The 23,947-nt window shown below is 63.0% G+C and carries 22 protein-coding genes; 12 read left to right on the forward strand and 10 right to left on the reverse strand.

The features are described from left to right. Window positions 1-82: 82 nt before the first annotated feature. Together RX328_RS31575 and RX328_RS31580 are read left to right on the forward strand one after the other, a co-directional pair. The gene (locus RX328_RS31575; protein WP_213252380.1) at window positions 83-2,122 is read left to right on the forward strand and encodes a 4Fe-4S binding protein; all 2,040 of its coding nucleotides are present in this window, start codon (window positions 83-85) and stop codon (window positions 2,120-2,122) included. Continuing rightward, window positions 2,112-2,981: an Mrp/NBP35 family ATP-binding protein gene (locus RX328_RS31580; protein WP_409410818.1), complete on the forward strand. Its 870-nt coding sequence runs from the start codon at window positions 2,112-2,114 to the stop codon at window positions 2,979-2,981. Before RX328_RS31575 ends, RX328_RS31580 begins: the two co-directional genes overlap by 11 nt. Before the next feature lie 27 nt (window positions 2,982-3,008). Here RX328_RS31580 and RX328_RS31585 read toward each other — a convergent pair whose 3' ends face one another. After that, window positions 3,009-4,034 carry a histone deacetylase family protein gene (locus tag RX328_RS31585; protein ID WP_213252382.1) on the reverse strand — a complete coding sequence of 342 codons (1,026 nt, stop codon included), beginning with the start codon at window positions 4,032-4,034 and terminating at the stop codon, window positions 3,009-3,011. Further along, window positions 4,031-4,768: a GntR family transcriptional regulator gene (locus RX328_RS31590; protein WP_249726513.1), complete on the reverse strand. Its 738-nt coding sequence runs from the start codon at window positions 4,766-4,768 to the stop codon at window positions 4,031-4,033. The genes RX328_RS31585 and RX328_RS31590 overlap by 4 nt, the downstream gene beginning before the upstream one ends. A gap of 125 nt (window positions 4,769-4,893) precedes the next feature. Between RX328_RS31590 and RX328_RS31595 the strand changes: the two genes are divergently transcribed. The 6 genes from RX328_RS31595 (at window position 4,894) to RX328_RS31620 (ending at window position 11,736) form a co-directional block, all read left to right on the forward strand. After that, a complete protein-coding gene (locus RX328_RS31595; protein ID WP_213252384.1) occupies window positions 4,894-5,682 on the forward strand; it encodes a class II aldolase/adducin family protein in 789 nt (262 codons plus the stop codon). A gap of 59 nt (window positions 5,683-5,741) precedes the next feature. Beyond that, window positions 5,742-7,295 (forward strand): ABC transporter substrate-binding protein, encoded by a 1,554-nt coding sequence (locus tag RX328_RS31600; protein ID WP_213252385.1) that lies wholly within the window; start codon window positions 5,742-5,744, stop codon window positions 7,293-7,295. A 72-nt stretch (window positions 7,296-7,367) separates the two neighbouring features. Further along, entirely contained in the window at window positions 7,368-8,339 is a 972-nt protein-coding gene (locus RX328_RS31605) for an ABC transporter permease (protein WP_213252386.1), read from the forward strand. Then, window positions 8,336-9,175, forward strand: a complete 840-nt coding sequence (locus RX328_RS31610) for an ABC transporter permease (protein WP_213252387.1) — start codon at window positions 8,336-8,338, stop codon at window positions 9,173-9,175. The genes RX328_RS31605 and RX328_RS31610 overlap by 4 nt, the downstream gene beginning before the upstream one ends. 2 nt (window positions 9,176-9,177) lie before the next feature. Then, window positions 9,178-10,785 (forward strand): ABC transporter ATP-binding protein, encoded by a 1,608-nt coding sequence (locus RX328_RS31615; RefSeq protein ID WP_213252388.1) that lies wholly within the window; start codon window positions 9,178-9,180, stop codon window positions 10,783-10,785. Between the two features lie 15 nt (window positions 10,786-10,800). Then, the gene (locus tag RX328_RS31620; RefSeq protein WP_213252389.1) at window positions 10,801-11,736 is read left to right on the forward strand and encodes a 2-hydroxyacid dehydrogenase; all 936 of its coding nucleotides are present in this window, start codon (window positions 10,801-10,803) and stop codon (window positions 11,734-11,736) included. Window positions 11,737-12,219: 483 nt separating this feature from the next. Here the strand turns inward: RX328_RS31620 and RX328_RS31625 are convergent, their stop codons facing one another. Both RX328_RS31625 and RX328_RS31630 read right to left on the reverse strand, forming a co-directional pair. Continuing rightward, a complete protein-coding gene (locus RX328_RS31625; RefSeq protein WP_213252390.1) occupies window positions 12,220-13,092 on the reverse strand; it encodes an alpha/beta fold hydrolase in 873 nt (290 codons plus the stop codon). Window positions 13,093-13,123: 31 nt separating this feature from the next. Then, window positions 13,124-14,173, reverse strand: a complete 1,050-nt coding sequence (locus RX328_RS31630) for a hydroxyacid dehydrogenase (RefSeq protein ID WP_213252391.1) — start codon at window positions 14,171-14,173, stop codon at window positions 13,124-13,126. 341 nt (window positions 14,174-14,514) lie between these two features. Here RX328_RS31630 and RX328_RS31635 point away from each other — a divergent pair, with 341 nt between their 5' ends. From RX328_RS31635 to RX328_RS31645, 3 genes are read left to right on the forward strand one after another with little or no spacing between them, the layout of a single operon-like run. After that, entirely contained in the window at window positions 14,515-15,069 is a 555-nt protein-coding gene (locus RX328_RS31635; protein ID WP_213252392.1) for a thiamine pyrophosphate-binding protein, read from the forward strand. Between the two features lie 8 nt (window positions 15,070-15,077). Continuing rightward, window positions 15,078-15,686 carry a thiamine pyrophosphate-dependent enzyme gene (locus RX328_RS31640; RefSeq protein WP_213252393.1) on the forward strand — a complete coding sequence of 203 codons (609 nt, stop codon included), beginning with the start codon at window positions 15,078-15,080 and terminating at the stop codon, window positions 15,684-15,686. Window positions 15,687-15,722: 36 nt separating this feature from the next. Further along, a complete protein-coding gene (locus RX328_RS31645) occupies window positions 15,723-16,250 on the forward strand; it encodes a VanZ family protein (protein ID WP_409410820.1) in 528 nt (175 codons plus the stop codon). A gap of 22 nt (window positions 16,251-16,272) precedes the next feature. Here the strand turns inward: RX328_RS31645 and RX328_RS31650 are convergent, their stop codons facing one another. The 5 genes from RX328_RS31650 to RX328_RS31670 all read right to left on the reverse strand — a co-directional run bounded on the left by RX328_RS31650 (window position 16,273) and on the right by RX328_RS31670 (window position 20,816). Next, complete coding sequence (locus RX328_RS31650; protein ID WP_213252407.1) at window positions 16,273-16,656, reverse strand: DUF1236 domain-containing protein; 384 nt, start codon at window positions 16,654-16,656, stop codon at window positions 16,273-16,275. 121 nt (window positions 16,657-16,777) lie between these two features. Further along, window positions 16,778-17,665, reverse strand: a complete 888-nt coding sequence (locus tag RX328_RS31655) for a 2-hydroxy-3-oxopropionate reductase (protein WP_213252394.1) — start codon at window positions 17,663-17,665, stop codon at window positions 16,778-16,780. Between the two features lie 27 nt (window positions 17,666-17,692). Next, window positions 17,693-18,478, reverse strand: coding sequence for a hydroxypyruvate isomerase (gene hyi, locus RX328_RS31660; RefSeq protein ID WP_213252395.1), 786 nt, complete (start codon window positions 18,476-18,478; stop codon window positions 17,693-17,695). Between the two features lie 15 nt (window positions 18,479-18,493). Then, window positions 18,494-20,293, reverse strand: a complete 1,800-nt coding sequence (gene gcl, locus RX328_RS31665) for a glyoxylate carboligase (RefSeq protein ID WP_213252396.1) — start codon at window positions 20,291-20,293, stop codon at window positions 18,494-18,496. Window positions 20,294-20,486: 193 nt separating this feature from the next. Then, window positions 20,487-20,816 carry a PepSY domain-containing protein gene (locus tag RX328_RS31670; RefSeq protein WP_249726514.1) on the reverse strand — a complete coding sequence of 110 codons (330 nt, stop codon included), beginning with the start codon at window positions 20,814-20,816 and terminating at the stop codon, window positions 20,487-20,489. 90 nt (window positions 20,817-20,906) lie between these two features. Here RX328_RS31670 and RX328_RS31675 point away from each other — a divergent pair, with 90 nt between their 5' ends. After that, the gene (locus RX328_RS31675) at window positions 20,907-22,325 is read left to right on the forward strand and encodes an APC family permease (protein ID WP_249726516.1); all 1,419 of its coding nucleotides are present in this window, start codon (window positions 20,907-20,909) and stop codon (window positions 22,323-22,325) included. 95 nt (window positions 22,326-22,420) lie between these two features. Here RX328_RS31675 and RX328_RS31680 read toward each other — a convergent pair whose 3' ends face one another. Then, window positions 22,421-23,482 (reverse strand): ketopantoate reductase family protein, encoded by a 1,062-nt coding sequence (locus RX328_RS31680; protein ID WP_213252397.1) that lies wholly within the window; start codon window positions 23,480-23,482, stop codon window positions 22,421-22,423. Window positions 23,483-23,947: the final 465 nt, after the last annotated feature.

The raw sequence follows: 23,947 nt of genomic DNA on the forward strand, positions 1-23,947 counted from the left end.
CAGATATCCGTCCGAGCGGTTACCGCAGAACCGTAGGATGAAGCAACAACCCGTTGATGCTCCGGGTTCAAGGTATTTCAAAATGAGTGTGGCGACGTCTCGCCTCCTGATCTGCAGTTGCGAGAAGACCATGCCGCTCGATGCGGAAGCAATCGGTCGTGGCTGCACGAGCAAGGTCACGCAGGCCAACCAGCTTTGCGGGCTCGAACTCGACCGCTTCAAGGAAGCGCTCATCGAGGGCGCGCCGATTACGGTTGCCTGCACCCAGGAAGCGCCGCTGTTTCGGGAAGTCGCGGAGAACGCCCCGCAAGCCCAGCTCACCTTCGTCAACATCCGCGAGACCGGTGGCTGGTCGAAGGACGCCGCGGCAGCCGGTCCGAAAGCCGCTGCGCTGATTGCTGCGGCGGGCGAAGACATGCCCCCGCTCTCGCTGGTGACGCTCGAGAGCAGCGGCGTTGCCCTGGTCTACGGCCGCGACGAGATCGCCATCGAGGCCGCGCAGCGTCTCTCCGATCGTTTGGACATCACCGTGCTGCTGACCAAGCCCGGCGACGTGGCGCCGCGCCGGACCAACGAATTTCCTGTGCTCAAAGGCACGATCCGCAACGCCCGCGGCCATCTCGGCCAGTTCGAGCTTTCGATCGACGACTACGCGCTGCCGTCCCCGTCCTCGCGCGCCAAGCTCGTGTTCGGATCCTCGCGAGATGGCGCGACATCGACCTGCGATCTGATCCTCGACCTCTCCGGCGGCACGCCGCTGTTCCCCGCGCATGAACTGCGTCCCGGCTATTTTCGCGCCGATCCGCGCGACAAGGCGGCCGTCGAGCGCGCGATCGCGGATGCCGGGGGCCTGGTCGGCACTTTCGACAAGCCGCGCTTTGTCAATTTCGAGCCGTCGCTCTGCGCACATTCCCGCTCGTCCATTACCGGCTGCACGCGCTGTCTTGACCTCTGTCCGACCGGTGCAATCACGCCGAACGGGAACGCGGTTGCGATCGACGCCAACGTCTGTGCCGGCTGCGGCTCTTGCGCGTCGGTATGTCCGACCGGGGCGGCGTCCTATGCGTTGCCGAGTGCGGACGCGCTGATGCGGCGGCTGCGCACGCTGCTGCAGACCTACCGCAAGGCCGGCGGCAGCGACGCCGTGGTGTTGTTTCACGACGGCGAGCATGGCGAAGACATCATCGATGCGTTGGCACGGTTCGGCGAGGGCTTGCCGGCCAATCTACTGCCGCTGCGCGTCAACGAAGTGACCCAGGTGGGACCGGAGATCATCGCGTCCGTCTTCGCCTATGGCGGCAGCGGCGCCGCGCTGCTGACGCGCGAGAAACCCCGCCACGACATTGCGGCGCTTCGCCGCGCGGCCGAGACGTCGGATCGGATCGTTAGCGCGCTGGGCTTCGGCGCCGGCATCATCCAGATCATCGAAACCGACGATCCGGACCAACTGCGCGCCATGCTGGATGCCGCCCCACGCGGCGTTGCCACGCAAAAGCCCGCCAGCTTTGTGCCGCGCGGCGCGAAGCGCGGCGTACTCGAAACGACGTTTCGCGAGCTGCATCTCGCGGCCCCCACGCCCGTCGACGTCGTGCCGCTCGCGCCGGGCGCTCCCTTCGGCACCGTGAATCTGAATGTCGAAGGTTGCACGCTCTGCCATGCCTGCGTCACCGCCTGCCCAACCGGCGCGCTGTCCGACAACCCCGACCGCGCGATGCTGCGGTTCACCGAAAGCCTCTGCGTGCAGTGCGGGCTTTGCCAATCCACCTGCCCCGAGAAGGTCATCAGCATCGAACCGCGTCTCGACTTCCAGGCCTGGAACACGCCGCAGCGCGTGCTGAAGGAAGAAGAGCCGTTCAACTGCATCGCCTGCGGCAAACCGTTCGGCACCAAGAGCTCGATCGATCGCGTGCTGGCCAAACTCGGCGGCGAGAGGCACTGGATGTTCCAGGGTGCCAACGCCAGGCGCCTCGACGTCATCAAGATGTGCGCGGACTGCCGCGTCGAAGCGGTTGTTAACGAAAGTTTCGACCCACATGCGGTGCCGCAGCGCCCGCCGGTCATGTCGACCGAAGATTATTTGCGCGCGCGCGAAGCGAAGAAGGACGATCCGCTTGGATCGTGAGCAGCCTGTGCCCGCCACCCCTCCAGATCTCAAGGCCCGCGCGACGTCGAAGGCCGCCGGCATTCCCGGCGTCAAGCACGCCATCGCGGTCGCTTCCGGCAAGGGCGGCGTCGGAAAGTCCACCACCTCCTGCAACCTCGCGCTCGGCTTCGCCGCGCTTGGACTGAAAACTGGCATTCTCGATGCCGACATCTACGGTCCGTCGCAACAAAAACTGTTCGGACTGCGCGGCAAGCCGCGCCAGCTCGGCCCGCGCATGCTGGAGCCATTGGAGCGCTTTGGCGTCAAGGTGATGTCGATCGGCTTTCTGGTTGAGGAAGACAACGCCATGATCTGGCGCGGACCGATGGTGATCTCGGCCATTACACAAATGCTCCGCGAAGTCGCCTGGGACGATCTCGATATTCTCGTCGTCGATCTGCCGCCCGGCACCGGCGATGCGCAACTCACCATGGCGCAACAGGCGCCGCTAGCCGGCGCGATCATCGTCTCGACGCCGCAGGACATCGCCCTGATCGACGCGCGACGCGGCATCGCGATGTTTCAGAAGGTGAGCATTCCGATCCTGGGCCTGATCGAGAATATGTCGAGCTTCTGTTGCCCGACCTGCAACCACGTCACGCCGATCTTCGGCCACGGCGGCGCGCGGATGGAAGCCGAACGCCGCGGCATTCCCTATCTCGGCGAGATCCCGCTCGACATGCAGATCCGGAAAACTTCGGACGAGGGCCGCCCCATCGTCGCGATCGAGCCCGACGGTGTCCACGCGAAGCATTACATCAGCATTGCCCGTGAAATCTGGACCGCGATCGTAACCGGCGCGGCGCACCGGCCGCCGCCGCGTATCGTCATCGAATAACCGCGGCACAGCATATGGGCGGACCTGCTAACGAGCCTCTTCGAAGCCGCCGAGCACGGCCGTGAGATTGGCGCCGAGAATATCCGACAGATAACCGCCCTCCTGAACGAAAACGGTCGGCAGGCCGAGCCGCGCGATGGCAGCGCCGATACGCCGGAAGCCGGCCGTGGTCACCGCGAGGCCGGCGAGCGGATCGTGCTCCGAGGCATCGAGGCCGAGTGCCACCACCAGCGCGCCGGGCGCAAAGGCGCGGATGGTTTTTTCGGCGTCGCCGAGCGCCTTGATGTAATCGTCATCCCCGGTGCCCTTGGGCAACGGGATGTTCAGATTGGCGCCGAGGCCGGGCCCGGCGCCGCGCTCATGCGCATATCCCCACACGAATGGATAGAAGAAGACGGGGTCGGCATGGATCGACACCGTCAGCACGTCGGAGCGCTCATAGAAGATGCCCTGCGTGCCGTTGCCGTGATGCACGTCGACATCGAGGATTGCGACGCGCTCATGCTGCAGCCGAAGCTGCGCCGCTGCCACCGCGCTGTTGTTGAAGAAACAGAAGCCGCCCGACATGTCGGCATAGGCGTGATGGCCCGGCGGTCGGCACAGCGCATACACAGCGTCTTCGCCGTCCATGACGAGTTGCGCCGCAGTCGCAGCGACATCGGTGGCGGCACAGGCGGCGGCGTAAGTGCCCTTGCCGATCGGAGCCGCCGTATCCGCCGCGTGCCAGCCCAGGCGGCCGACGATATGGGTTGGGTATGTCGCGCCGTAGCGAACGGGGTGGATGTTGGCGATCATCTCCGAGCCGGAGTCACCGAGCGCGACCCAGGCGTCCCAGGCTTCCTCCATAAAACGCAGATACTCCGCGCTGTGAACGCGCGCCCGCGGGCCCTGCCCGAACAACGTCGGCTCGACGAGGCTGTGCTTGCCGGCCTTCAACCCGGCCAGCAGCCGATCGGCGCGTTCGGGCTGCTCGGTGGTGCGCTTGATGACGCCGCGCACCAGGAAGAATTGCGGATCGTGGCTTCGATGCAGTTCGGTGTAGACGGCCTTCACACGGATACTCCGTTGGCTGGGAACAGGATACCGTTCGGTTCGGTGGCATTGCCGAGCGGCGGCGTAAGCTCTCGCACCAGCCTGCCGACTTCGCGCCAGGCGTGGCCGATATGGTAGTCGACATGCGCGGTGATGCGCTCGGGATGACCGGCTTCGATCGCCGCCAGCAGCGGCTCGTGCGTCCTCGCGATCTCATGCGGGTCATCGTAGAGGCGGCCGATCAGGCCGATGACCATACGCAGTTCTGCTGCGAGATCATCGAACAGCCGCAGCAGGCGGCGGTTATCTGCGATTTCAAAAATCAGCCGGTGAAAGCGATAGTCCTCTTCCACCTGCCGGGCGGGGTCGTCGAGATCGGCGGTTCGGTGCAGAACATCGATTTGCCGCCGCAAAACATCGCGCGACTCCGGAGTAAGCCGCCGCGCCGCCAGCACGCTGGCATGCCGTTCGATGCACAGACGCAGATCGTAGATCTCGTCGATGTTTCTGATTTCGAGCTTGCGGACGAAAAAGCCCCGGCGCGGGCTCGCAACCAGCAGCCCCTGCTTCTCCAGAAGGCGTGCCGCCTCGCGCACGGGCGCGCGGCTGACGCCTAATTCCCTGGCAACCCCTGCCTCCACCACCTTGGAGCCTGGGGGCAATCGCCCCTGAACAATGGCCTGCATCAGGATTCGAGCGATCTGGCCGACCAGATCGCTGTTCGCAAGTGCCGGTAATCCCACCGGAAGAGACATAGGCCGCATCGGTTAAACCCACGCCAGTCCGTGGTTATTTTTTAATCGTCGATTGTCGACACTTTAATCTTGCCCAGATGCTGCGCCGCACGCAAGCTGAAAAAGTGAAATGAGCGAAGGCGGAAATGACAAGCGCAGCCCACCACACCGCGAAGGCCTGGCCGGCGGTGGACGACCAGACCCTGCAAATCCGGATCGACCTCGCGGCGGCTTACCGGCTGATTCACCGGCTGGGTCTCGACGACAGCATCTACACCCACATCTCCGTCCGCCTTCCGGGCCGACAGGACCGCTTTCTCATCAACCCCTACGGCCTGCGCTTCGAGGAAGTCACGGCATCCAACCTGGTGACGGTCGACCTCGACGGAAACGTCATCGACGATCCTATGGGGCTCGGCATCAATCCGGCGGGTTTTACGATTCACAGTGCGATCCATGCCGCGCGGCATGACGCGATCTGCGTGCTGCACACGCACACGGTCGCGGGCATCGCCGTTGCCTGCCAGAAGCAAGGATTGCTGCCGCTCAATCAATGGTCGCTGCAGTTCACCGGCTGCCTCGCCTATCATGACTATGAGGGCATCGCGCTCGATCTCGACGAGCGTTCGCGCCTGGTCGCCGATCTCGGCGACAAGTTCGTGATGGTGTTGCGCAATCACGGCATGCTGACCTGCGGACGCTCGGTCGCCGAGGCCTTCAAGCTGATGCACAATCTGGAACGCTCCTGTCGTGCTCAGCTCGCGGTGCAGTCGTCAGGCGCCGAGATCGTCGAGCTATCCGCAGCCGTGGCCCGCAAGACGGCCGGCCAATACTCCAGCTTCTACGACGCGATCGAAACCAACGGCGTGCCCGACAGCGAATGGGCCGCTTTCAAGCGGATGCTCGCGCGTACCGATCCCGATTTTGCCAACTGACCACGCGCGCCCCGACAATCGAGAGCGTCGACAAGCCATTTCTTCAAACGAGGTATGCGATGTCCAAGCGTAAGATTTTGATGAGCTTTGCTGCGATATGCATGCTGAGCACCGCGGCAATGGCCCAGGGGCCGAAAGCAGGCGGCGTCATCAATGCCGTGATCCAGCCCGAGCCGCCAAGCCTGATGATGGGTCTGGTGCAGAACGGCCCTACGCAGATGGTGGCCGGCAACATCTATGAAGGCTTACTACGCTACAGCCCCAAGCTCGAGCCCCTCCCCGGCCTCGCCGAAAGCTGGTCTGTCAGCGAGGACGGCAAGGTCTACACCTTCAAACTGGTGAAGGGCGTGACCTGGCATGACGGCAAGCCGTTCACCTCAGCGGACGTCCTGTTCTCGATCGAATTCCTCAAGCAAACGCACGCACGTGCCCGCGGCAATCTCGTGCAACTCGAAAAGGTGGAAGCGCCGGACGAATCCACCGTCGTCTTCACGCTGAAACAGCCGTTCGGCCCCTTCATGGGCATCTTCGAAGTCGGCTCGCTGCCGATGATCCCCAAGCACATTTATGAAGGCACCGATTTCAAGACCAACCCCGCCAACAACACGCCTGTTGGTACCGGCCCCTTCATGTTCAAGGAATGGCAGAAGGGCTCGTTCATCCGCCTCGTCAAGAATCCGAGCTACCACGTCAAGGGCAAGCCGAACCTCGACGAGATCTATTGGCACGTAATCCCGGACGCCGCCGCGCGTTCGGTCGCCTATGAGACCGGCAAGGTTGACGTGCTGCCCGGCGGCTCGGTGGAAAATTTTGACGTACCGCGCTTGAGCAAGCTGAAAAACACCTGCGTCACTGGCGCGGGCTGGGAATTCTTCAGCCCGCATTCCTGGCTCTGGCTCAACAACCGCTCGGGTCCCACGGCGAACAAGAAATTCCGCCAGGCGCTGATGTTTGCGATCGATCGTAACATGGCCAAGGACGTGGTCTGGAATGGTCTCGGCAAGATCGCGACCGGTCCGTCGGGGTCGGCAATCAAGTACTACACGAGCGCGGTGCCGAAATACGACTACGATCCCGCCAAGGCGAAGGCGCTGCTCAAGGAAGCCGGCTACAAGGGCGAGAAAGTCCGCATGCTGCCCCTGCCCTATGGCGAGACATGGCAGCGCTGGGCCGAGATGGTTCGCCAGAACCTGCAGGACGTCGGAATCAACGTCGAGATGATCGCCACCGACGTGCCCGGCTGGAATCAGAAGGTCAGTGAGTGGGACTACGACATCGCCTTTACCTATCTCTATCAGTACGGCGACCCCGCGCTCGGCGTCGGCCGCAACTATGTCTCCAGCCAGATCGCAAAGGGCTCACCGTTCAATAACGTCGAAGGCTATTCGAATCCCGAGATCGACAAGCTGTTCGCCGACGGCGCGGTCGCCTTCCCCGATGCGGCGCGCGAAGAGATCTACGCCAAGGCGCAGAAGATCCTGGTCGAGGACGTGCCGGTGGCGTGGATGCTCGAACTGCAGTTCCCGACCATCACCCGCTGCAGCGTCAAGAACCTGATCACGACCGGCATCGGCGTGAACGACGGTTTCCGCGACGCCTGGATCGAGAAGTAACCGCCTATTCGTGCGGCGTCGGGCTCCGGCCCGGCGCCCGGCTACCCGCGCCTCCAACCCTAGCGACAGCCCATGATCTCTTTCATCGCCCAGCGGATCGCGAAGGCCATCGTCGTCCTTCTCGCGCTTGTCGTCATGAACTTCTTCCTGATCCGGATGGCGCCGGGCGATCCGGCGGTGGTGATGGCGGGCGAAGCCGGCGCCGGTGACCAGCTCTTCATCGCCCAGCTACGCGAGAAGTTCGGCCTCGACAAGCCACTGCCGGTGCAACTGTTCCTCTATGTCAAAGGCATCGTCGGCCTCGATCTCGGATTTTCGTTTCGCCAGCAGATGCCAGTCTCCAAGCTGATTCTCGATCGCCTGCCGGCGACGCTGTTGCTGACGGGTACCGCGTTTGCGATCTCGCTCGCGTTCGGCATCCTGTTCGGCGCGTTGGCGGCGCGCTTTGCCGGCACCTGGGCCGACACTGCGATTACGGTCGCGGCGCTGATCTTCTACGCCACTCCGCTATTCTGGGTCGCGCTGATGGCGATCTTGCTGTTTTCGGTGGCGCTGGATTGGCTGCCGAGTTTTGGGTACGAGACGGTCGGCGCAGGCTACACCGGCCTTGCGCATGTGCTCGATGTCGCCGCCCATCTGATCTTGCCGGCCACGACGATCGGGCTGTTCTTCATGGCGACCTATGCCCGCATGACCCGCGCCTCGATGCTCGAGGTCGGCAGGCTCGACTTCGTCAAGACGGCGCGCGCCAAGGGCCTGTCGGACTCCTTGATTCAGCGCCGCCACGTGCTGCGCAATGCCTTGTTGCCGGTTGTCACCTTGGCCGGCTTGCAGGCCGGCACACTGGTCGGCGGCGCGGTACTGACCGAAACCGTGTTCGCGTGGCCGGGGATCGGCCGCCTGATGTACGAGGCGCTGCTGCAGCGGGACTACAATCTGCTGCTCGGCGTTTTCGTCGTCTGCTCGGCCATGGTGCTGGCGTTCAACCTGATCACGGACCTCGTCTATCGCTCCGTCGATCCCCGCATCGAGTTCGCATCATGAGGCAGGTTTCGCGAGTGCTGTTGCGCAACCCCGGCGGCATGATCGGCATTGCGATCCTTTTCATCGCGGTGACCGTCGCCCTGATTGGCCCGCTGCTGTTTCCGACCTCGCCCTGGCGCATGGTGCAACGGCCGTTCCTGCCGCCGTTCACGTTGGCCGGCTTTCCGCTCGGCACCGATGCGCTGGGCCGCGATGTGATGGCCGGCATCATCTATGGCGCGCGCGTCTCGCTGCTGGTCGGCCTCATTTCGACGCTGGCCTCGCTGGCGGTCGGCATTCCGCTCGGCGCCGCGGCCGGATATTTCGGCGGCAAGATCGACGATGCCCTGATGCGGTTCACCGAGTTTTTCCAGACGGTCCCGAGTTTTGCACTGGCAATCGTGCTCGTCGCGATCATGCAACCCTCCATCGTATCGATTGTGGCGGCGATAGCTATCGTGAGCTGGCCGCCGGTGGCGCGGCTGGTCCGCGGCGAAGTTATGTCGCTGCGCACCCGCGAATACGTCCAGGCGGCGGTAGTGACCGGCCAGACCAACTGGTGGATCATCTGGCGCGAAATCCTGCCGAACGCGCTTTCTCCCGTCATCGTGCTGGCCTCGCTGATGGTCGCGACCGCGATCCTGCTGGAATCCTCGCTGTCCTTTCTCGGCCTCGGCGATCCCAACCTGATGTCGTGGGGCTACATGGTGGGCGCCGGCCGCACCGTGATCCGTCAGGCCTGGTGGATCACGGTCTTTCCCGGCATCGCCATTCTCGTTTCGGTGCTGGCGCTGAACCTGATCGGCGAAGGCCTCAACGACGCGCTCAACCCTCGCCTCGCCAAAGGAGGGCGCTGAGCATGACTGTCGTCATCAAGAACCTGAAGCTGGCGCTGCCGCCCGGTGGCGACCGCGCCCATGCGGTGGATGACGTTTCGTTCGAACTAGCAGCCGGAAAAATTCTCTGCGTGGTCGGTGAATCCGGCTCCGGCAAATCGATGTGCGCCCATGCGCTGATGGGGCTGCTGCCGGATACGGTGACGGCTGAATCCGGCGAGATCCTGCTTGAAGGAAAGAACCTGCTGACGCTCAGCCCGGCGGAATGGCTGGCGCTGCGCGGCCGCGGCATCGCGATGGTGTTCCAGGAGCCGATGACGGCACTCAATCCCTTGATGCGGATCGGCGACCAGATCGCCGAGATGTTCGAGGCGCATGATTTGCTGACGCCGAAGGAGCGGCAGCAGAAAGCCCTCGCCTTGATCCGCGAAGTCGGCCTGCCCGACCCCGAGCGCGCTGTGCGCGCCTATCCCCATCAACTGTCCGGTGGCCAGCGCCAGCGCGCCATGATCGCGATGGCGCTGGCGCTCGAACCGGCCGTGCTGGTCGCCGACGAACCGACCACCGCACTCGACGTCACCACGCAGGCGCAGATCCTCAAACTGATCCGCGACCTGCAGCGCCGCCGCAACATGGCGGTCATGTTCATCACCCACGATTTCGGCGTCGTCGCCGAGATCGCCGATCGCGTGGTCGTGCTTCAGCACGGCAAGGTGGTCGAGCAAGGCACCGCCGACGACGTGCTGCTCCGCGCGCAACATCCCTATACCCGCGCCTTGCTGGCGGCTGTTCCCACGCTGCAGCCACCGCAGCGGTCGCCTCTGCCCGATCGCAGCAAGGCGGTGGAAGTGATCGGGCTCGGCAAGACCTATGTCAGCGGCGGCGGATGGTTCCGCAGCGAGCGCCGCGTGGAGGCGGCCAAGAACGTCAGCTTCGATATTTTTCGCGGCGAGACGCTCGGTCTGGTCGGCGAATCCGGTTCCGGAAAATCGTCCGTCGCCCGCCTCGTCATGCGCCTGATCGAACCCGATGCCGGCACCGTGCGTATCGGCGATGTCGATCTCACCCGGATCGGCGGCAAGGCGCTGCGCGAACAGCGCCGCCGCATCCAGATGGTGTTTCAGGATCCGTTCGCTTCGCTCAATCCACGCCGCAAGGTCGGCAACATCATCACCGATGGACCGATCGCGCATGGCGTCGATCCGGCGGCGGCACGAAAGCGTGCCGGCGAGCTGCTCAGCCTCGTCGGCCTCAACGCCGGCGCGATGGAGCGCTTTCCGCATGAGTTCTCCGGCGGCCAGCGTCAGCGCATTGGAATCGCCCGCGCACTGGCGCTCGATCCGGAAATCCTGGTCGCCGACGAAGCCGTCTCCGCGCTCGACGTCTCCGTGCAAGCACAGGTCTTGGACCTCTTGGAAGATCTGAAGGCCCGCCTTGGCCTATCGATGCTGTTCATCACCCACGATTTGCGCGTGGCCGCGCAAATCTGCGACCGCATCGCCGTGATGCAACACGGTGCGATCGTCGAGCTCAAATCCGCCTCGCTCCTGTTCGCGGCCTCCGAGCACGCTTACACCCGCGAACTGCTCTCCGCCGTACCCGGCCAAACCGCGTCGTCCAAGGCGGCATGAACGAGACCGTGAACGATGCGCTGCGTCCTGGTTAGCAAGAGCCTCGATCTTCGCTTCTATCTCGGCCCGCAATTCATGCGCGCTGCCGACCGTATCGAAATCATCAACCATCCCCACGAAGGTCCGGCAACGGACGTGCGGCTGGCAGTGGCCTGGCACCCACCGGATGACGCCTTCGATTACTATCCCAATCTGCAGGCGGTCTGCTCGATCGGCGCCGGCGTCGACAATATTCTGGCGTGTCCCAGCCTGCGACCCGATGTCGATGTGATCCGTGTCGTCGATCCGGAGCAGGCGCAGATGATGTCGGGCTTTGTTGCCTGGCACGTCATCGGACATCAGCGGCGCTTTGCGTCCTATCAGGCGCAGCAGCGCGAGGAATGCTGGCAGCGTCTCGGCCAGCGCCGGGCGCAGGACGTGCCGGTCGGCATTTTGGGCTTTGGCGAGATTGGCCGTCGGGTCGCCGCCGATCTCGCTCTGCTTGGTTTCCCCGTCATGGCGTGGAGCCGGACCGCAAAGCCGACGCCGCAAGGCATAAGCGGCTTCGACGGTGCGGCAGGCCTCGATGCGATGCTCGGCCAGACGGAAATCCTCGTGAACCTGCTGCCGCTGACGCCGGAAACCCGGGGCATCCTCAACCGCAAGACATTCGCCCGAATGTATCGCGGCGGCTACCTGATCCAGGTCGGCCGCGGCGAGCATCTGGTCGAAGCGGATCTGCTTGCCGCGCTGGAGGATGGGCAACTGGCGGGAGCCGCGCTCGATGTCTTCGCAACCGAGCCGCTGGCGCCGCACCATCCGTTCTGGCGGCATCCGCGCATCGTCGTCACGCCGCACGATGCCTGCGAGGTGAGCGTGGAAGCGATCGGCGCGACTTTCCGTGCGACCGCGGAAGCGCTACGGGCCGGCCGGCGCCCACCGCACTCCATCGATCGCGAACGGGGCTATTGAACGATATCTGGAAGCACGCGGACCTGCTCGTCCGGAGCCTCGATCAGGCGCTGACAGAGTTGGACATAATGTTGGAGCAGCAAGGGACGCGTGCGCCTTAGGCGCCGGCTGTCGGCAGGCTGGCGGCTGCGATGGCGACGATCTGGGACAGCCGGCGGCCGATCCGGGAGGAGGCGCTGCTCAGCAATGAACGAACCTGTCGCATCTCTTGATCTTCCATGTGCGCCGGGGGGCAAAGCGCACAGGGAAAATGGTCCCAAGCCGCTACCTAGTCGAGATGTCAGGGAAAATAGCAACGCCCGCTTCGTCCCGATGCCGCCTGGCAGTGGAATTATTGCCGCAATCAGCCCGGTCGCGGATGAAATTTTCTCCGCGGATTCTGGCCTCAGAGCCCCGGTGATTCCGGTTCGGAGCGCTGCGGTCGACGAGATGAACACGGGCTTAGCTGGCGGACATAGCGAACTTTATCTGACATTTCCTGCCTCACTTCGCGGCTTGCGCAGCCTGTGGCGCCCCGAGGAACCGTCGCAGCGACGCCAGAACCACGTCGAGCCGGTCATGGTGCAACCAGTGTCCGGCGCCCGCGATCTTCTCCAGCTCGGCTCTCTTGAAGTGCGCAAGCAGGCCGGCGGGATCAGGGAGAAAGCTTTCGTCTCCCCACATCAACAGGGTTGGACAGGTGATGCGCGACCACAGGGCGATATAATCTTCCGGCGATAGCCGGTATGGCGCCCTCGCCCGCTGATAATGATCGAATTTCCAGCGATAGAGGCCGTCGGCACCTTTCCGAGCGCCGTAGCTGGCAAGATGAAGCGCCAACGCCGGCGTCAGCCGCCTGTTGCGCGCGGACAACCGCTTCGCCGCCTCCTCGACCGTCCGGAACGTGCTCTCTTGATGCTCGGAGATACGGTCGAGCTGGTCGATCCAGCGCGACATCTGCTCGGCGATCGGTGCGGGCTGCGAGCCCGACAAGAACGCGCCATCCAGCACGGCAAGGCGCGACACTCTCTCCGGATAGGTGCCGGCATAGGCCAAGGCGACCATGCCGCCCATCGAGTGGCCGACAATCGCGGCGTCCTGCAGCGCCGCAAAGCGCATCAGCCGGGTGAGATCATAGACGTTGTCGGTGAGGCTGTAGCTGCTTCCCTTCGCCCATTCGGAATCCCCGTGCCCGCGCAGGTCCGGCGCCATGATATGGAAATGCGGCTGCAATTCTCGCGCGATCGCATCCCAGCTACGGCAATGGTCGAGCCCGCCGTGAATCAGGATCAACGGCGGCGCGGATTCATTGCCCCAGTCGACATAGTGCAACCGCAGCCCCTGCGACTCATAGAAGCGATCTGCCGGTTCGGCCATCGTGGATCGTCTTTCTCGCGGAGGTGATGGCCTATTTCGGCGCAAATCCGAACGTGCGCTCGAAGCGCCTGGCGTAATCGGGCCACACCTCGGGATTGACGATGCGCGGCGGTCGCTTGCCGTCGAGCGCGTCGAGAATCTGCTCGGCGGCGATCCTGCCCATATTGATGCGCGCTTCTTTCGTCACTCCGGCCGTATGCGGGCTCGCCAGCACATTGTCGAACTGCAGCAGCGGATGCTCCGGCGGCGGCGGCTCCTTGTCCCAGACGTCGAGACCGGCTCCAGCAATGCCTTTGTCGCGCAATGCCTCGTACAGCGCTTCCTCATCGTGAATGAAGCCGCGCGCCGTAGTGATGAAGAAGGCGTGCGGCTGCATTAGCGCGAACTCGCGGGCGCCGATCATGCGGCGATTGTCCTTGGTCAGGGGACAGGAGATCGAGACGAAATCCGAACGGCGCATCAGATCATGAAGCTCGACCTTTTCGCCGCCGCGGGCGGCGATTTCTTCCGCGGTCAGATAGGGATCGTAGGCGATCACCTTCATATGTAATAGGCCGTTGCAGAGCTCGGCGATACGGCGGCCGACATTGCCGATGCCGACGATGCCGACCGTCTTGCCCTGCACTTCGTTGCCGATCAGCGCGTTGCGGTTGACGTTGGCTTGGCGGCGCAGCGCGCGGTCAGATTCAAGGATGCGCTTGGACAGCGTCAGCATCATCCCCAGCGCATGCTCGGCGACCGAATTGGCGTTGCCGCCGGACTGGTTGACGACGAGCACGCCAGCCGCCGTGCAGGCATCGACATCCACGGGATCGAAGCCAGCGCCGTTCGAGGACACGATCAGGAGGTTCGGCGCCCGCCGCAACAAATCCTGATCGCCGTGAAAATGCCTGGCGATCTCGTCACGCGCCGCGCCCACCTGGTAGGCATGCGCCGCCGACAAGATCGGCGCTGCGATCGTATCGGGACTGTCATTCTCCAGCCGGTCGAGCCGCACATCGGCGCGGCTTTTCAGGATATCGACATAGATCTCGTGGGCGAGATATTTGACATAGAACACACGTTTGTTGTTGACGGTCATTTTCCTTGGCAACTTTCAGTTACGGAATATCGTAGGGCGTGGCCGGACGGAAACATGGAAGCTTGCGACCGCGGTCAAGAGGCAGGTCTCGACGGAAATGCAGGCGGCGCGGAAGTGGCGCCTGGGGCGGCAGCAAGCGGCGCCACCATTCCGAACCCGTCTCGCCATTACCCCTCCCCGACATTGATCTTGTTATCTCACATCGTCGCATGCCGAGTGTAGCGCCGCGAAGCGCAGAGCCGGATACGGTCGGGACATGTTGACAATCCCGCCGATGGCGTCAAGTTTCGCCGCTCCAGGGACGAGCGCGAACGAAGACGTCGCGGGTTAAGGAGACCAAAATGGCGGTTACGGAGGACAAAGGCTTGCCCGAAGCTTCCGAGAAGAGCTGGCACGGCATCGTGCTGCAAACCCTCAAGCACAACGATATCCGCCTGGTCCCCTACGTGCCCGACCGCGTCCTGACGACGCTGATCAGGAACCTGCACGCCGATCCCTTCTTCACCACATTCCCCGCGGCACGCGAAGAGGAAGCGGTCGGTATCGTTTCCGGCGCCTGGATGGGTGGCATGCGCGGCGCGGTGCTGATGCAGACGTCCGGATTCGCAACGCTGGCCAACGTGCTGGCGTCGCTGGCAATCCCCTATCAGATCCCGCTGATCATGTTCGTGTCCGAGCGCGGCACGCTCGGCGAATTCAACTACGGCCAGTCGCTGGTCTGCCGCACCATGCGGCCGGTGCTGGACTCGCTCGCGATGGAGCATCACACCATCACCCGACTGGATGAACTCGAATTCATCGTCGACCGCTCTATCAAGCAGGCCATCACAACGCAGGCGCCGGTGGCGCTGATCCTCTCGCCGCTTCTGACCGGCGGCAAAGTCTTCGACAAGTGAGCGATGCAATGAACAGCGACACCCCTGCCCGCAATACCAGGGTCATGAACCGCTTCGATCTCACCTCGCGGCTGGTCGCGAAGCTGAAGAACGAGGAAGCCGTGATCGGCGGCATCGGCAACACCAATTTCGACCTGTGGGCCGCCGGCCACCGGCCGCAGAATTTCTACATGCTCGGCAGCATGGGCCTCGCCTTCCCGATCGCGCTTGGCGTGGCGCTCGCGCAACCAGAACGCCGGGTGTTCGCGCTCGAGGGCGACGGCTCGCTGTTGATGCAACTGGGTTCGCTGTCGACGATCGCGACACTTAAGCCGAAAAACCTCACCATGGTGGTGATGGACAACGGCATCTACCAGATCACCGGTGCGCAACCGACGCCGGGTGCCGCCGTCGCCGACATCGTCGCCATCGCTGTCGCGAGCGGGCTCGCCAACAGCAGTTGGGCGGCGGACGAGGAGGATTTCGAACGCCTGGTCGAGAAGTCCATGTCGACCGCGGGCCCGACGCTGATCGGTGTCCGCATCGACGACAAGCCGGGCACGGGCACCACCCGCCGCGACCCCGTACAAATCCGGGAGCGCTTCATGCACGGTCTGGGCATACGGGAGTCGCTCTGAGGCCAATTAACCACAGGTGTCGCCAATTTCGCGTGCATGGGCTGGCAGGCGCGTAAATCGTGCTATGCCGTCCCGATGACGATCATTCTTCGACTTTTCGCCTGGGGCCTTGCCGCCGCCATCGCCTTCGCGACCCTCGGACCGGCGGAGCAACGGCCGCACTCGAACCTGGGGCAGAACGGGGAGCATGCGCTTGCCTTTGTGCTGCTGGGAGTGGCCTTCGGACTGGCCTATGCGCGAGATCGGTCGCGCTCGGCGGCCTTCGTTATCGGCTTCACCGGTTTGGTCGAGATCCTGCAGTTCTGGGCGCCGGGCCGGCATGCCCGCCTGGAGGACTTTGTCGTCGACGCGCTGGCGGCATCCGTCGGGCTTGCGGCCGCTATGGTTCTCGACTGGAAGATCAGGCGATCTCGCCACAGCGCATCGAAGAAAAATCCTCGCGGGACGATCGCCCGCGAGGATGGCTCAATAAGACCTGCGTTCGTTAGAGCGTTTTCCAGCGAAGTGGACACCGGTTCGCGTCAAGAAAACGCGTCAAAACAAAAATCTAGAGCCCGGCTCTGATTCAATCAGAACCGAAAAGGCTCTAGTCGAGGATCCTCACAACCCTGCGCGTGCGCGGTTCGACGATCACCCGGCGATCGTTGACCACCGCATAGCGGTACTCGGTGTGCCGCGGCACTGGACGCAGTTCGACGGTCGGCGGCAGCGGCTCACCCACCACCACATGCTCACGAACCACGACAGAACGGTCTCGCGGGACCGAATTGATCACGGCGTTCGGAATTTCTACGGCAGCACCGACTGCGGCACCCACCGTGCCGCCGACGATCGCGCCGATCGGGCCACCGACTTCAGCGCCCGCGGCAGCTCCGTCCGCGGCACCCTGCGCAGTTGTCGATTGCGCGAATGCCGCGCCAGAGGTCAGCAACGACGCAGCAATCAGTGAAACTGCCAAACGATTATTCATCTCATTCTCCAGTAAATTGATGATGTGTCTCAACCACGGGAGGCGTGAGAAGGTTCCGGTTTCAGCACAAAGGGCCGCGCCGATGGTTCGGCGCGGTTCCAGTCACAGGGAGTACAAGAGATCAGGCTTTAGCGACTTCGTGGCTCGCCATCATTTCGAGCGCGCGCACCATTCCCGAATGGTCCCATGCCTTGCCGCCATGCGCGGTGCAGGCGCTGAACAATTGCTGGGCAAGCGCCGTGCTCGGCAAGGAAAGGCCAAGCGCACGTGCGCCCTCTAGCGCCAGATCGAGATCCTTCTGGTGCAGCTCGATGCGAAAGCCCGGCTCGAAGTTGCGCTTCACCATGCGCTCGCCATGCACTTCGAGAATCCGCGACGATGCAAAGCCGCCCATCAGCGCCTTACGCACCAGCGCCGGATCCGCGCCGGCTTTTGATGCAAACAACAGCGCCTCGCCCACTGCCTCGATCGTCAGCGCCACGATGATCTGGTTGGCGACCTTGGTGGTCTGCCCATCGCCGTTGGCACCGACGAGGGTGACGTTCTTGCCCATCTTGTCGAACACGGGCTTCGTCGCGTTGAACGCGCGCTCCGGTCCGCCGACCATGATGGTGAGGCTCGCCGCCTTCGCGCCGACCTCGCCGCCGGATACTGGCGCGTCGAGATAATCGGCGCCGAGCGCCTCGACTTTCTTCGCAAACTCCTTGGTGGCGAGCGGCGAGATCGAGCTCATGTCGACAACGATCTGCCCCTTCGAGAGCCCCTCGGCGACGCCGCCCGGCCCGAACAAGACCGCCTCGACGTGCGGCGTATCAGGCACCATGATGATGACGACGTCGGCCTGCTCGGCGACCTCCTTGCCGGATTTGCAGACAACACCTCCCGCCGCAACGAGCTCCGGTGCAATCGGCGCGACGTCGTGCAGAAACAGGCGGTGGCCTGCCGTCTGGAGATGGCCCGCCATCGGGCGCCCCATGGTGCCGAGGCCGATAAAGCCGATATCGATCATTTCAACTCCCCTTACTTTGTTTTTTGTTTAGGTATCGGCGGTCAGCGCGGCGTGCCAACCGAGGCCCTCGACCGTCGTCGTCCTTGGCTTGTATTCGCAGCCGATCCAGCCGCGATAACCAATAGCGTCGAGATGCCTGAACAGGAAGGGATAGTTGATCTCGCCGGTACCCGGCTCATTGCGGCCAGGATTGTCGGCGAGTTGCACATGGGCGATGCGCGGCAGATGCTTTTGCAAGCTTCGGGCAATGTCACCCTCCATCACCTGCATGTGGTAGATGTCGTACTGCACAAACAGATTGCTGGAGCGCACATCCGCAATGAGCTGAAGCGCCTGTGCGGTCTTGTTCAGGAAAAAGCCGGGGATGTCGATGGTGTTGATCGGCTCGATCAGGAGCTTGATCTGCTCCTTGGCGAGCGCATCCGCCGCGAAGCGGAGATTGCCGATCAATGTCTCGTTGAGATCGGTCGCATCAGCACCGTCAGGCGCGATGCCGACCAGGCAATTGAGCTGACGGCAATCGAGCGCCTTGGCGTAATCTATGGCGCGTCCGACGCCGTCGCGGAATTCATCGACCCGGTCAGGCAAGATGGCGATGCCGCGCTCGCCGGCCGCCCAGTTGCCGGCGGGGAGATTGTGCAGCACCTGGGTCAGGCCGTGCTGGTGCAACTGCTCGCGCAGATCGGCCTTGTCGAAATCGTACGGGAATAGATATTCGACCCCGTGAAATCCCGCGGCCTTGGCGGCGGCAAAGCGATCGAGGAACGGCTGCTCGCTGAACAGCATGGTGAGATTGGCGGCAAATTTCGGCACGATCAGATTCTCCCCTTATGCCGGCAGCAGCTTGCCGGATTGCGGCGCGGTCGATTTGGCCGGCGTGTCGTCCAGCGGCAAGTCCAGCACCTCCTCGAATTCGATGATGTTGTCGATCTCGGTGCCCATCGAAATGTTGGTAACGCGCTCCAAGATGAACTCGACGACGACAGGCACCTTGAATTCCGCCATCCATTCGCGCGCGGTCGCGAACGCCGCTTGCGCGTGGTTCGGATCGGTGACGCGGATCGCCTTGCAGCCGAGCCCTTCAGCCACTGCAACGTGATCGACGCCATAAACACCGAGCTCGGGCGCATTGATGTTCTCGAAGGAAAGCTGGACGTGGTAGTCCATGTCGAAGCCGCGCTGCGCCTGGCGGATCAGTCCGAGATAGGAGTTGTTCACGACGACGTGGATGTAGGGCAGCTTGAACTGCGCCCCGACCGCAAGCTCCTCGATCAGGAACTGGAAATCATAGTCGCCGGACAGCGCGACGATCTGGCGCGAAGGATCGGCGGCGCGAACGCCAAGCGCGGCGGGAAGCGTCCAGCCGAGCGGGCCGGCCTGCCCCGCATTGATCCAGTTGCGCGGACTGTAAACACCGAGGAATTGCGCGCCGGCGATCTGCGACAGCCCGATCACGCTGACATAGCAGGTTTCGCGTCCGAAGGCCCTGCTCATCTCCTCATAGACGCGCTGCGGCTTGATCGGGATGTCGTCGAAATGGCTCTTGCGCAGCATCGTGCGCTTGCGGTCCTGGCAGGCCGCCGGCCATGCCTGCCTCTCCCTCAGCTTGCCGGCGCTGCGCCATTCCCTGGCGACCGAGACGAACAATTCCAGCGCCGCCTTGGCGTCGGAGACGATGCCGAAATCGGGATTGAACACGCGTCCGATCTGCGTCGGCTCGATATCGACATGCACAAACTTGCGGCCCTTGATGTAGTTCTCGATCGAGCCGGTGTGCCGGTTGGCCCAGCGGTTGCCGATGCCGAGCACGAAGTCGGATTGCAGCATCGTCGCGTTGCCGTAGCGGTGGCTGGTCTGCAAGCCGACCATGCCCGCCATCAGCACGTGATCGTCGGGGATAGCGCCCCACCCCATCAGCGTCGGCACCACGGGAACGTTGACCGTCTCGGCGAACTGCACCAGCAGTTCCGACGCGTCGGCATTGATGACGCCGCCGCCCGCCACGATCAGCGGCCGCTCCGCGGCATTGAGCATGTCGAGTGCCTTCTCAATCTGCTTGCGCGTTGCCGCGGGCTTGTAGACCGGCAGCGGCTCATAGGTCTCGTCGTCGAATTCGATCTCCGCAAGCTGCACGTCGAGCGGCAGGTCGATCAACACGGGACCGGGACGGCCCGAACGCATGACATGAAACGCCTGGCTGAACACGCGCGGCACCAGCGCCGGCTCGCGCACGGTCACCGCCCATTTCGTCACCGGCTTGGCAACAGATTCAATATCGATGGCCTGAAAGTCTTCCTTGTAGAGCCGCGCGCGCGGCGCCTGCCCGGTGATGCACAGGATCGGGATCGAGTCCGCGATCGCCGAATAAATCCCGGTGATCATGTCGGTGCCGGCCGGCCCCGAGGTGCCGATGCAGACGCCGATATTGCCCGCCTTGGCGCGGGTATAGCCCTCGGCCATGTGCGAGGCGCCCTCGACATGGCGCGCCAGAATGTGCCCGATCGAGCCGCGCTTCTTCAGTGCGGAGTAAAACGGATTGATCGCGGCGCCCGGAACGCCAAAGGCGATGGTCACGCCTTCCTTCTCCAGGATCCGCACAGCCGCATCGATCGCCCGCATCTTCGCCATGTCGCGCCTCGCTCAAACAGTGTTGGCTCTGGCGGCGATCTTCGTGGCGGTGAGGCGCGATCTCAACGCGGGTGATTTTATTTCCCGCGGAGTGGGAGGAAGTTAGAAAATGCGCGACATATCAGGCGCTTGGTTCACGAACGTGATGGAAATCCTGTAAGAACGCCGTTGCGAGGAGGATTTGCGCCGGAACTCAATCCAGGTTCTTTCGCTTGATGCGCATTTGCATATCAAACTTGAGGTCGTACTTCTTGCCGTCCGCGCAGACGGCGTCATCGACCTCAAACTGCTGGTCGTCTTCATCCATCTCGAGCTTGCCGCCTGAGCATCCCTCGGCCTGAGCCGCAGCGACAAGCTTTGCGCGCTCGTCTTCAGTGACTGCGCGATCAGCGAGCGCAGGAAGCACCGATAGGACCAGTATCGCAGTTGATGTGATCAATCGCATATCCAGTCCTCCTGAGATCCGCTTCGAGCCAGCCAATTGAATGCCGGCGATTGGCAATGGTTCCGGATTTTCAGCCAATTCGCACTGCCGAACCCCAGGCAGAATTATTGCACAAGGCCTTCAACTACCGGTAGACTGCGCTTGCGCCACCGATAAAAAGGACGTGCGATGACCGATGTCCCGATGAACGCCGGTGCTCAATCAATCGCCGCTGAACCGAGCCTTCGTAGGGTCATGGGCCCCTGGCTGCTCCTGCTGTTCATTGTCGGCGATATTCTCGGCACCGGAATCTATGCGCTCACAGGCCAGGTGGCGAAGCAAGTCGGCGGTGTCGTGTGGCTGCCTTTTGTGATTGCGTTTGTGGTCGCCCTTGTGACCGCGTTCAGCTATCTCGAACTGGTCACGAAATATCCGAAAGCAGCCGGCGCGGCTCTCTACACCCACAAGGCTTTTGGTATCCATTTCGTCACGTTCATCGTTGCATTTGCGGTGATGTGCTCAGGTATCACCTCGGCATCGACCGCTTCCCGGGCTTTCGCCGCGAACATGTCGGGCGCAATGGGCCTCAACCTATCGGCCTTTGCCATCACGATTACCGGTCTCGTTTTCATGGCACTCGTTGCTGCAGTCAATTTCCGCGGTGTTGGCGAAAGTCTGAAAGCTAACGTCGTTCTCACCTGTGTGGAGCTGACGGGGCTGCTGATTATCATTGTTATCGGCCTTTGGGCGATCGGGTTGGGCCAAGGCGATGTCTCGCGTGTAATTCAGTTTCGTTCGACCGCTGACGGCGGCATTTTCTGGCCGGTGATTGCCGCGACCACGCTCGCATTCTTTGCCATGGTAGGCTTCGAGGACTCGGTCAACATGGCCGAGGAATGCAAGGATCCAAGCCGTGACTTTCCAAAGGTGCTGCTTGCAGGCCTTGTGATTACCTGTCTCATCTATGTTCTTGTCTCGGTCTCGGCAATCACGCTGGTGGCGCCGGAGCAATTGGGCGAAGGCGAAACACCCCTTCTGAAGGTCGTCCAACAGGGCGCGCCAAATTTTCCGATTTGGATCTTTGGATTCATCACCATGTTTGCCGTGGCCAATACCGCCCTCATCAATATGCTCATGGCCAGTCGCCTTGTGTATGGCATGAGCCGCGAGCATGTGCTTCCGCCAGCTCTCGGGAGAGTACATAGGACGCGGCGGACGCCTTATGTCGCTATCGGCTTCACGACCTTGCTGGCGTTTGCCTTGATCACGTTCGTCGGTGAGGTGCCGGCACTCGGAGGCACCACCGCGCTCCTGTTGTTATGCGTTTTCACGGTGGTTAACGTTGCGGTGCTGGCGCTTCGGCGCGATTCTGTAAGTCATCAGCATTTTCGCACGCCGACTATTCTGCCGATCCTGGGCGCCATGGTTTGCGCTTTCCTCGCTAGTCCCTGGGCCGGCCGTGACCCCGTTCAGTACCGGGTCGCCGGGGTCCTGATCGGGGTGGGCATCGTTCTTTGGCTCATCACGATCATGGTCAACCGGATGACCGGGATAACGAGACTCGAGCCTGATATGGAACATTTAGGTCGCGGCGGACCCGTCAACTAGACGAGGCGCAGGCAGAGCGAAGCTCGCACTTGGCGAGATCGATTGCTTTGTCACGGCGTGGCCTTGCGCAAACGCAGTTAGTAACGCGAGGCGGATCAGTTCATCCGCAATTCCGTGATGTGCCGCGGATCGGGGCTCAGCTCGCCACGCTCGACGCGCTTGACGATATCCGTCAGCGCGGCGTTTGCAGTGCAGGCGATGCCAAGCTTCTCGCCCTCGCGCACGACAAAACCGTTGAGGAACTCGATCTCCGTGCGCCGGCCTTTCTGCATGTCCTGACCCATCGAGGGGCGCTGCTGGGAAGACGTGCGCTTTGAGTCCTTGAAACGCTGCTCGTCGCAGGTGAGCATGGCTTCCTCGTCGCCCTCGCCGGCACGCGCGATCGTGTCCGGCGGCAGATGCAAAATCTCTTCCAGTTGATAGCCGTGCGCCTGTCCGACCCGGATCGCTTCGCTGCCGAGCCGCGTGGAGAAACGGCGCAGCGGCTCGCTTTGCAGGATTTCTGCGCCCGGCAGTCCGGTGCAGGCGGAGAGCCCGTTGCCCATGACGTTGGCGACCAGCTTCGACCAACGCTCGCCCCAGAGATTCCCCGTCACCTTGGCGCTATCGGAGTAGCCGACCAGACGGCAGACCTCTTCCGCCCGCGGCGTGATACGGCCGTGTACTTCGCCGGCGCGAAATACCGTGTGCGCCGCCCCGCCCTTGCCGGCGCCGCGGTGGATATGGCCGGGCTCCGGCAGGTTCACCGTGATGCTGCTGGCAATGCAGCCCAGCGTCTTGCCCCAGCCGACAATGCCGGCGATCGTCTCCTCGTTCATGCAGTTCTGCAGCGACACGACATAGCCGTCCGGCGCCAGATATTGCTGGATCAGCATGGTGGCCCAGGCGGTGTCGTAGGATTTCATGCAGACGAAGGCGATGTCGACCGGCTTCTCCTTGGCGAGCTGCTGCGCGTCCGTGACATGGAGCGCGCGCACGGGCACCGAGAATTCCGCAACGTCCGTGGCGTGCGTGACGCGCAGCCCGTGCTTCCTCATGTGCTCGACATGCTCGGGCCAGGGATCGATGAACGTGACATCCTCGCCCGCCTGCACCATATGGGCACCGGCATACCCGCCGACGGCACCCGCTCCGACGATCGCGATCTTCCGACCCATGCTTCCCCCTGCATCTTCTTGCAGCAGACGACGCAACCGCGTCCGCTCATCCGTTGCGAGACACTCTAGCGGATCGAGAGGCCCTGCCAACTGTGCGCTTTGCGCCGATTTTGTTGCAAAAGTCGAAAATCGAACGACCCCGAAAATCTCGCGAAAGGTGATTTTCAGAGAGCTGTAACGTTGCGAAGCCACATCACGCCGCTACGCAGGTCCGTGGTCGTTTTTCCGAGGAACGACGTGGTTCCCTCACGTCGCCACGTGCAACACGCGTCAGCGTCCCTGAAAATTTTCGTTCGTCACCCCAAAAAGACTTTTACAACGAAATCCGCCAGAAGCGGTCATTCCGAAGAGGGGAGCTTTTAACCCACAACGGACATTCGACTTCGAAGCCGATCATCAAGAGGCCCTGTCGCGATCGATTCTTCGCAACCGCACGAAGGCGGCCCACGCTTTTGGATACGCCTC

Source organism: Bradyrhizobium sp. sBnM-33 (assembly GCF_032917945.1).
Classification (GTDB): domain Bacteria; phylum Pseudomonadota; class Alphaproteobacteria; order Rhizobiales; family Xanthobacteraceae; genus Bradyrhizobium.

Excerpts from the sequence above, each read along its gene's own strand:
- RX328_RS31675 (WP_249726516.1), top strand. The coding sequence starts at position 20,907 with ATGACCGATGTCCCGATGAACGCCGGTGCTCAATCAATCGCCGCTGAA.
- gcl (WP_213252396.1), bottom strand. The coding sequence starts at position 20,293 with ATGGCGAAGATGCGGGCGATCGATGCGGCTGTGCGGATCCTGGAGAAG.
- RX328_RS31600 (WP_213252385.1), top strand. The coding sequence starts at position 5,742 with ATGTCCAAGCGTAAGATTTTGATGAGCTTTGCTGCGATATGCATGCTG.
- RX328_RS31655 (WP_213252394.1), bottom strand. The coding sequence starts at position 17,665 with ATGATCGATATCGGCTTTATCGGCCTCGGCACCATGGGGCGCCCGATG.
- RX328_RS31590 (WP_249726513.1), bottom strand. The coding sequence starts at position 4,768 with ATGTCTCTTCCGGTGGGATTACCGGCACTTGCGAACAGCGATCTGGTC.
- RX328_RS31610 (WP_213252387.1), top strand. The coding sequence starts at position 8,336 with ATGAGGCAGGTTTCGCGAGTGCTGTTGCGCAACCCCGGCGGCATGATC.
- RX328_RS31620 (WP_213252389.1), top strand. The coding sequence starts at position 10,801 with ATGCGCTGCGTCCTGGTTAGCAAGAGCCTCGATCTTCGCTTCTATCTC.
- RX328_RS31645 (WP_409410820.1), top strand. The coding sequence starts at position 15,723 with ATGGGCTGGCAGGCGCGTAAATCGTGCTATGCCGTCCCGATGACGATC.
- RX328_RS31595 (WP_213252384.1), top strand. The coding sequence starts at position 4,894 with ATGACAAGCGCAGCCCACCACACCGCGAAGGCCTGGCCGGCGGTGGAC.
- RX328_RS31635 (WP_213252392.1), top strand. The coding sequence starts at position 14,515 with ATGGCGGTTACGGAGGACAAAGGCTTGCCCGAAGCTTCCGAGAAGAGC.
- RX328_RS31625 (WP_213252390.1), bottom strand. The coding sequence starts at position 13,092 with ATGGCCGAACCGGCAGATCGCTTCTATGAGTCGCAGGGGCTGCGGTTG.
- RX328_RS31605 (WP_213252386.1), top strand. The coding sequence starts at position 7,368 with ATGATCTCTTTCATCGCCCAGCGGATCGCGAAGGCCATCGTCGTCCTT.
- RX328_RS31650 (WP_213252407.1), bottom strand. The coding sequence starts at position 16,656 with ATGAATAATCGTTTGGCAGTTTCACTGATTGCTGCGTCGTTGCTGACC.
- RX328_RS31680 (WP_213252397.1), bottom strand. The coding sequence starts at position 23,482 with ATGGGTCGGAAGATCGCGATCGTCGGAGCGGGTGCCGTCGGCGGGTAT.
- RX328_RS31575 (WP_213252380.1), top strand. The coding sequence starts at position 83 with ATGAGTGTGGCGACGTCTCGCCTCCTGATCTGCAGTTGCGAGAAGACC.
- RX328_RS31615 (WP_213252388.1), top strand. The coding sequence starts at position 9,178 with ATGACTGTCGTCATCAAGAACCTGAAGCTGGCGCTGCCGCCCGGTGGC.
- RX328_RS31630 (WP_213252391.1), bottom strand. The coding sequence starts at position 14,173 with ATGACCGTCAACAACAAACGTGTGTTCTATGTCAAATATCTCGCCCAC.
- RX328_RS31640 (WP_213252393.1), top strand. The coding sequence starts at position 15,078 with ATGAACAGCGACACCCCTGCCCGCAATACCAGGGTCATGAACCGCTTC.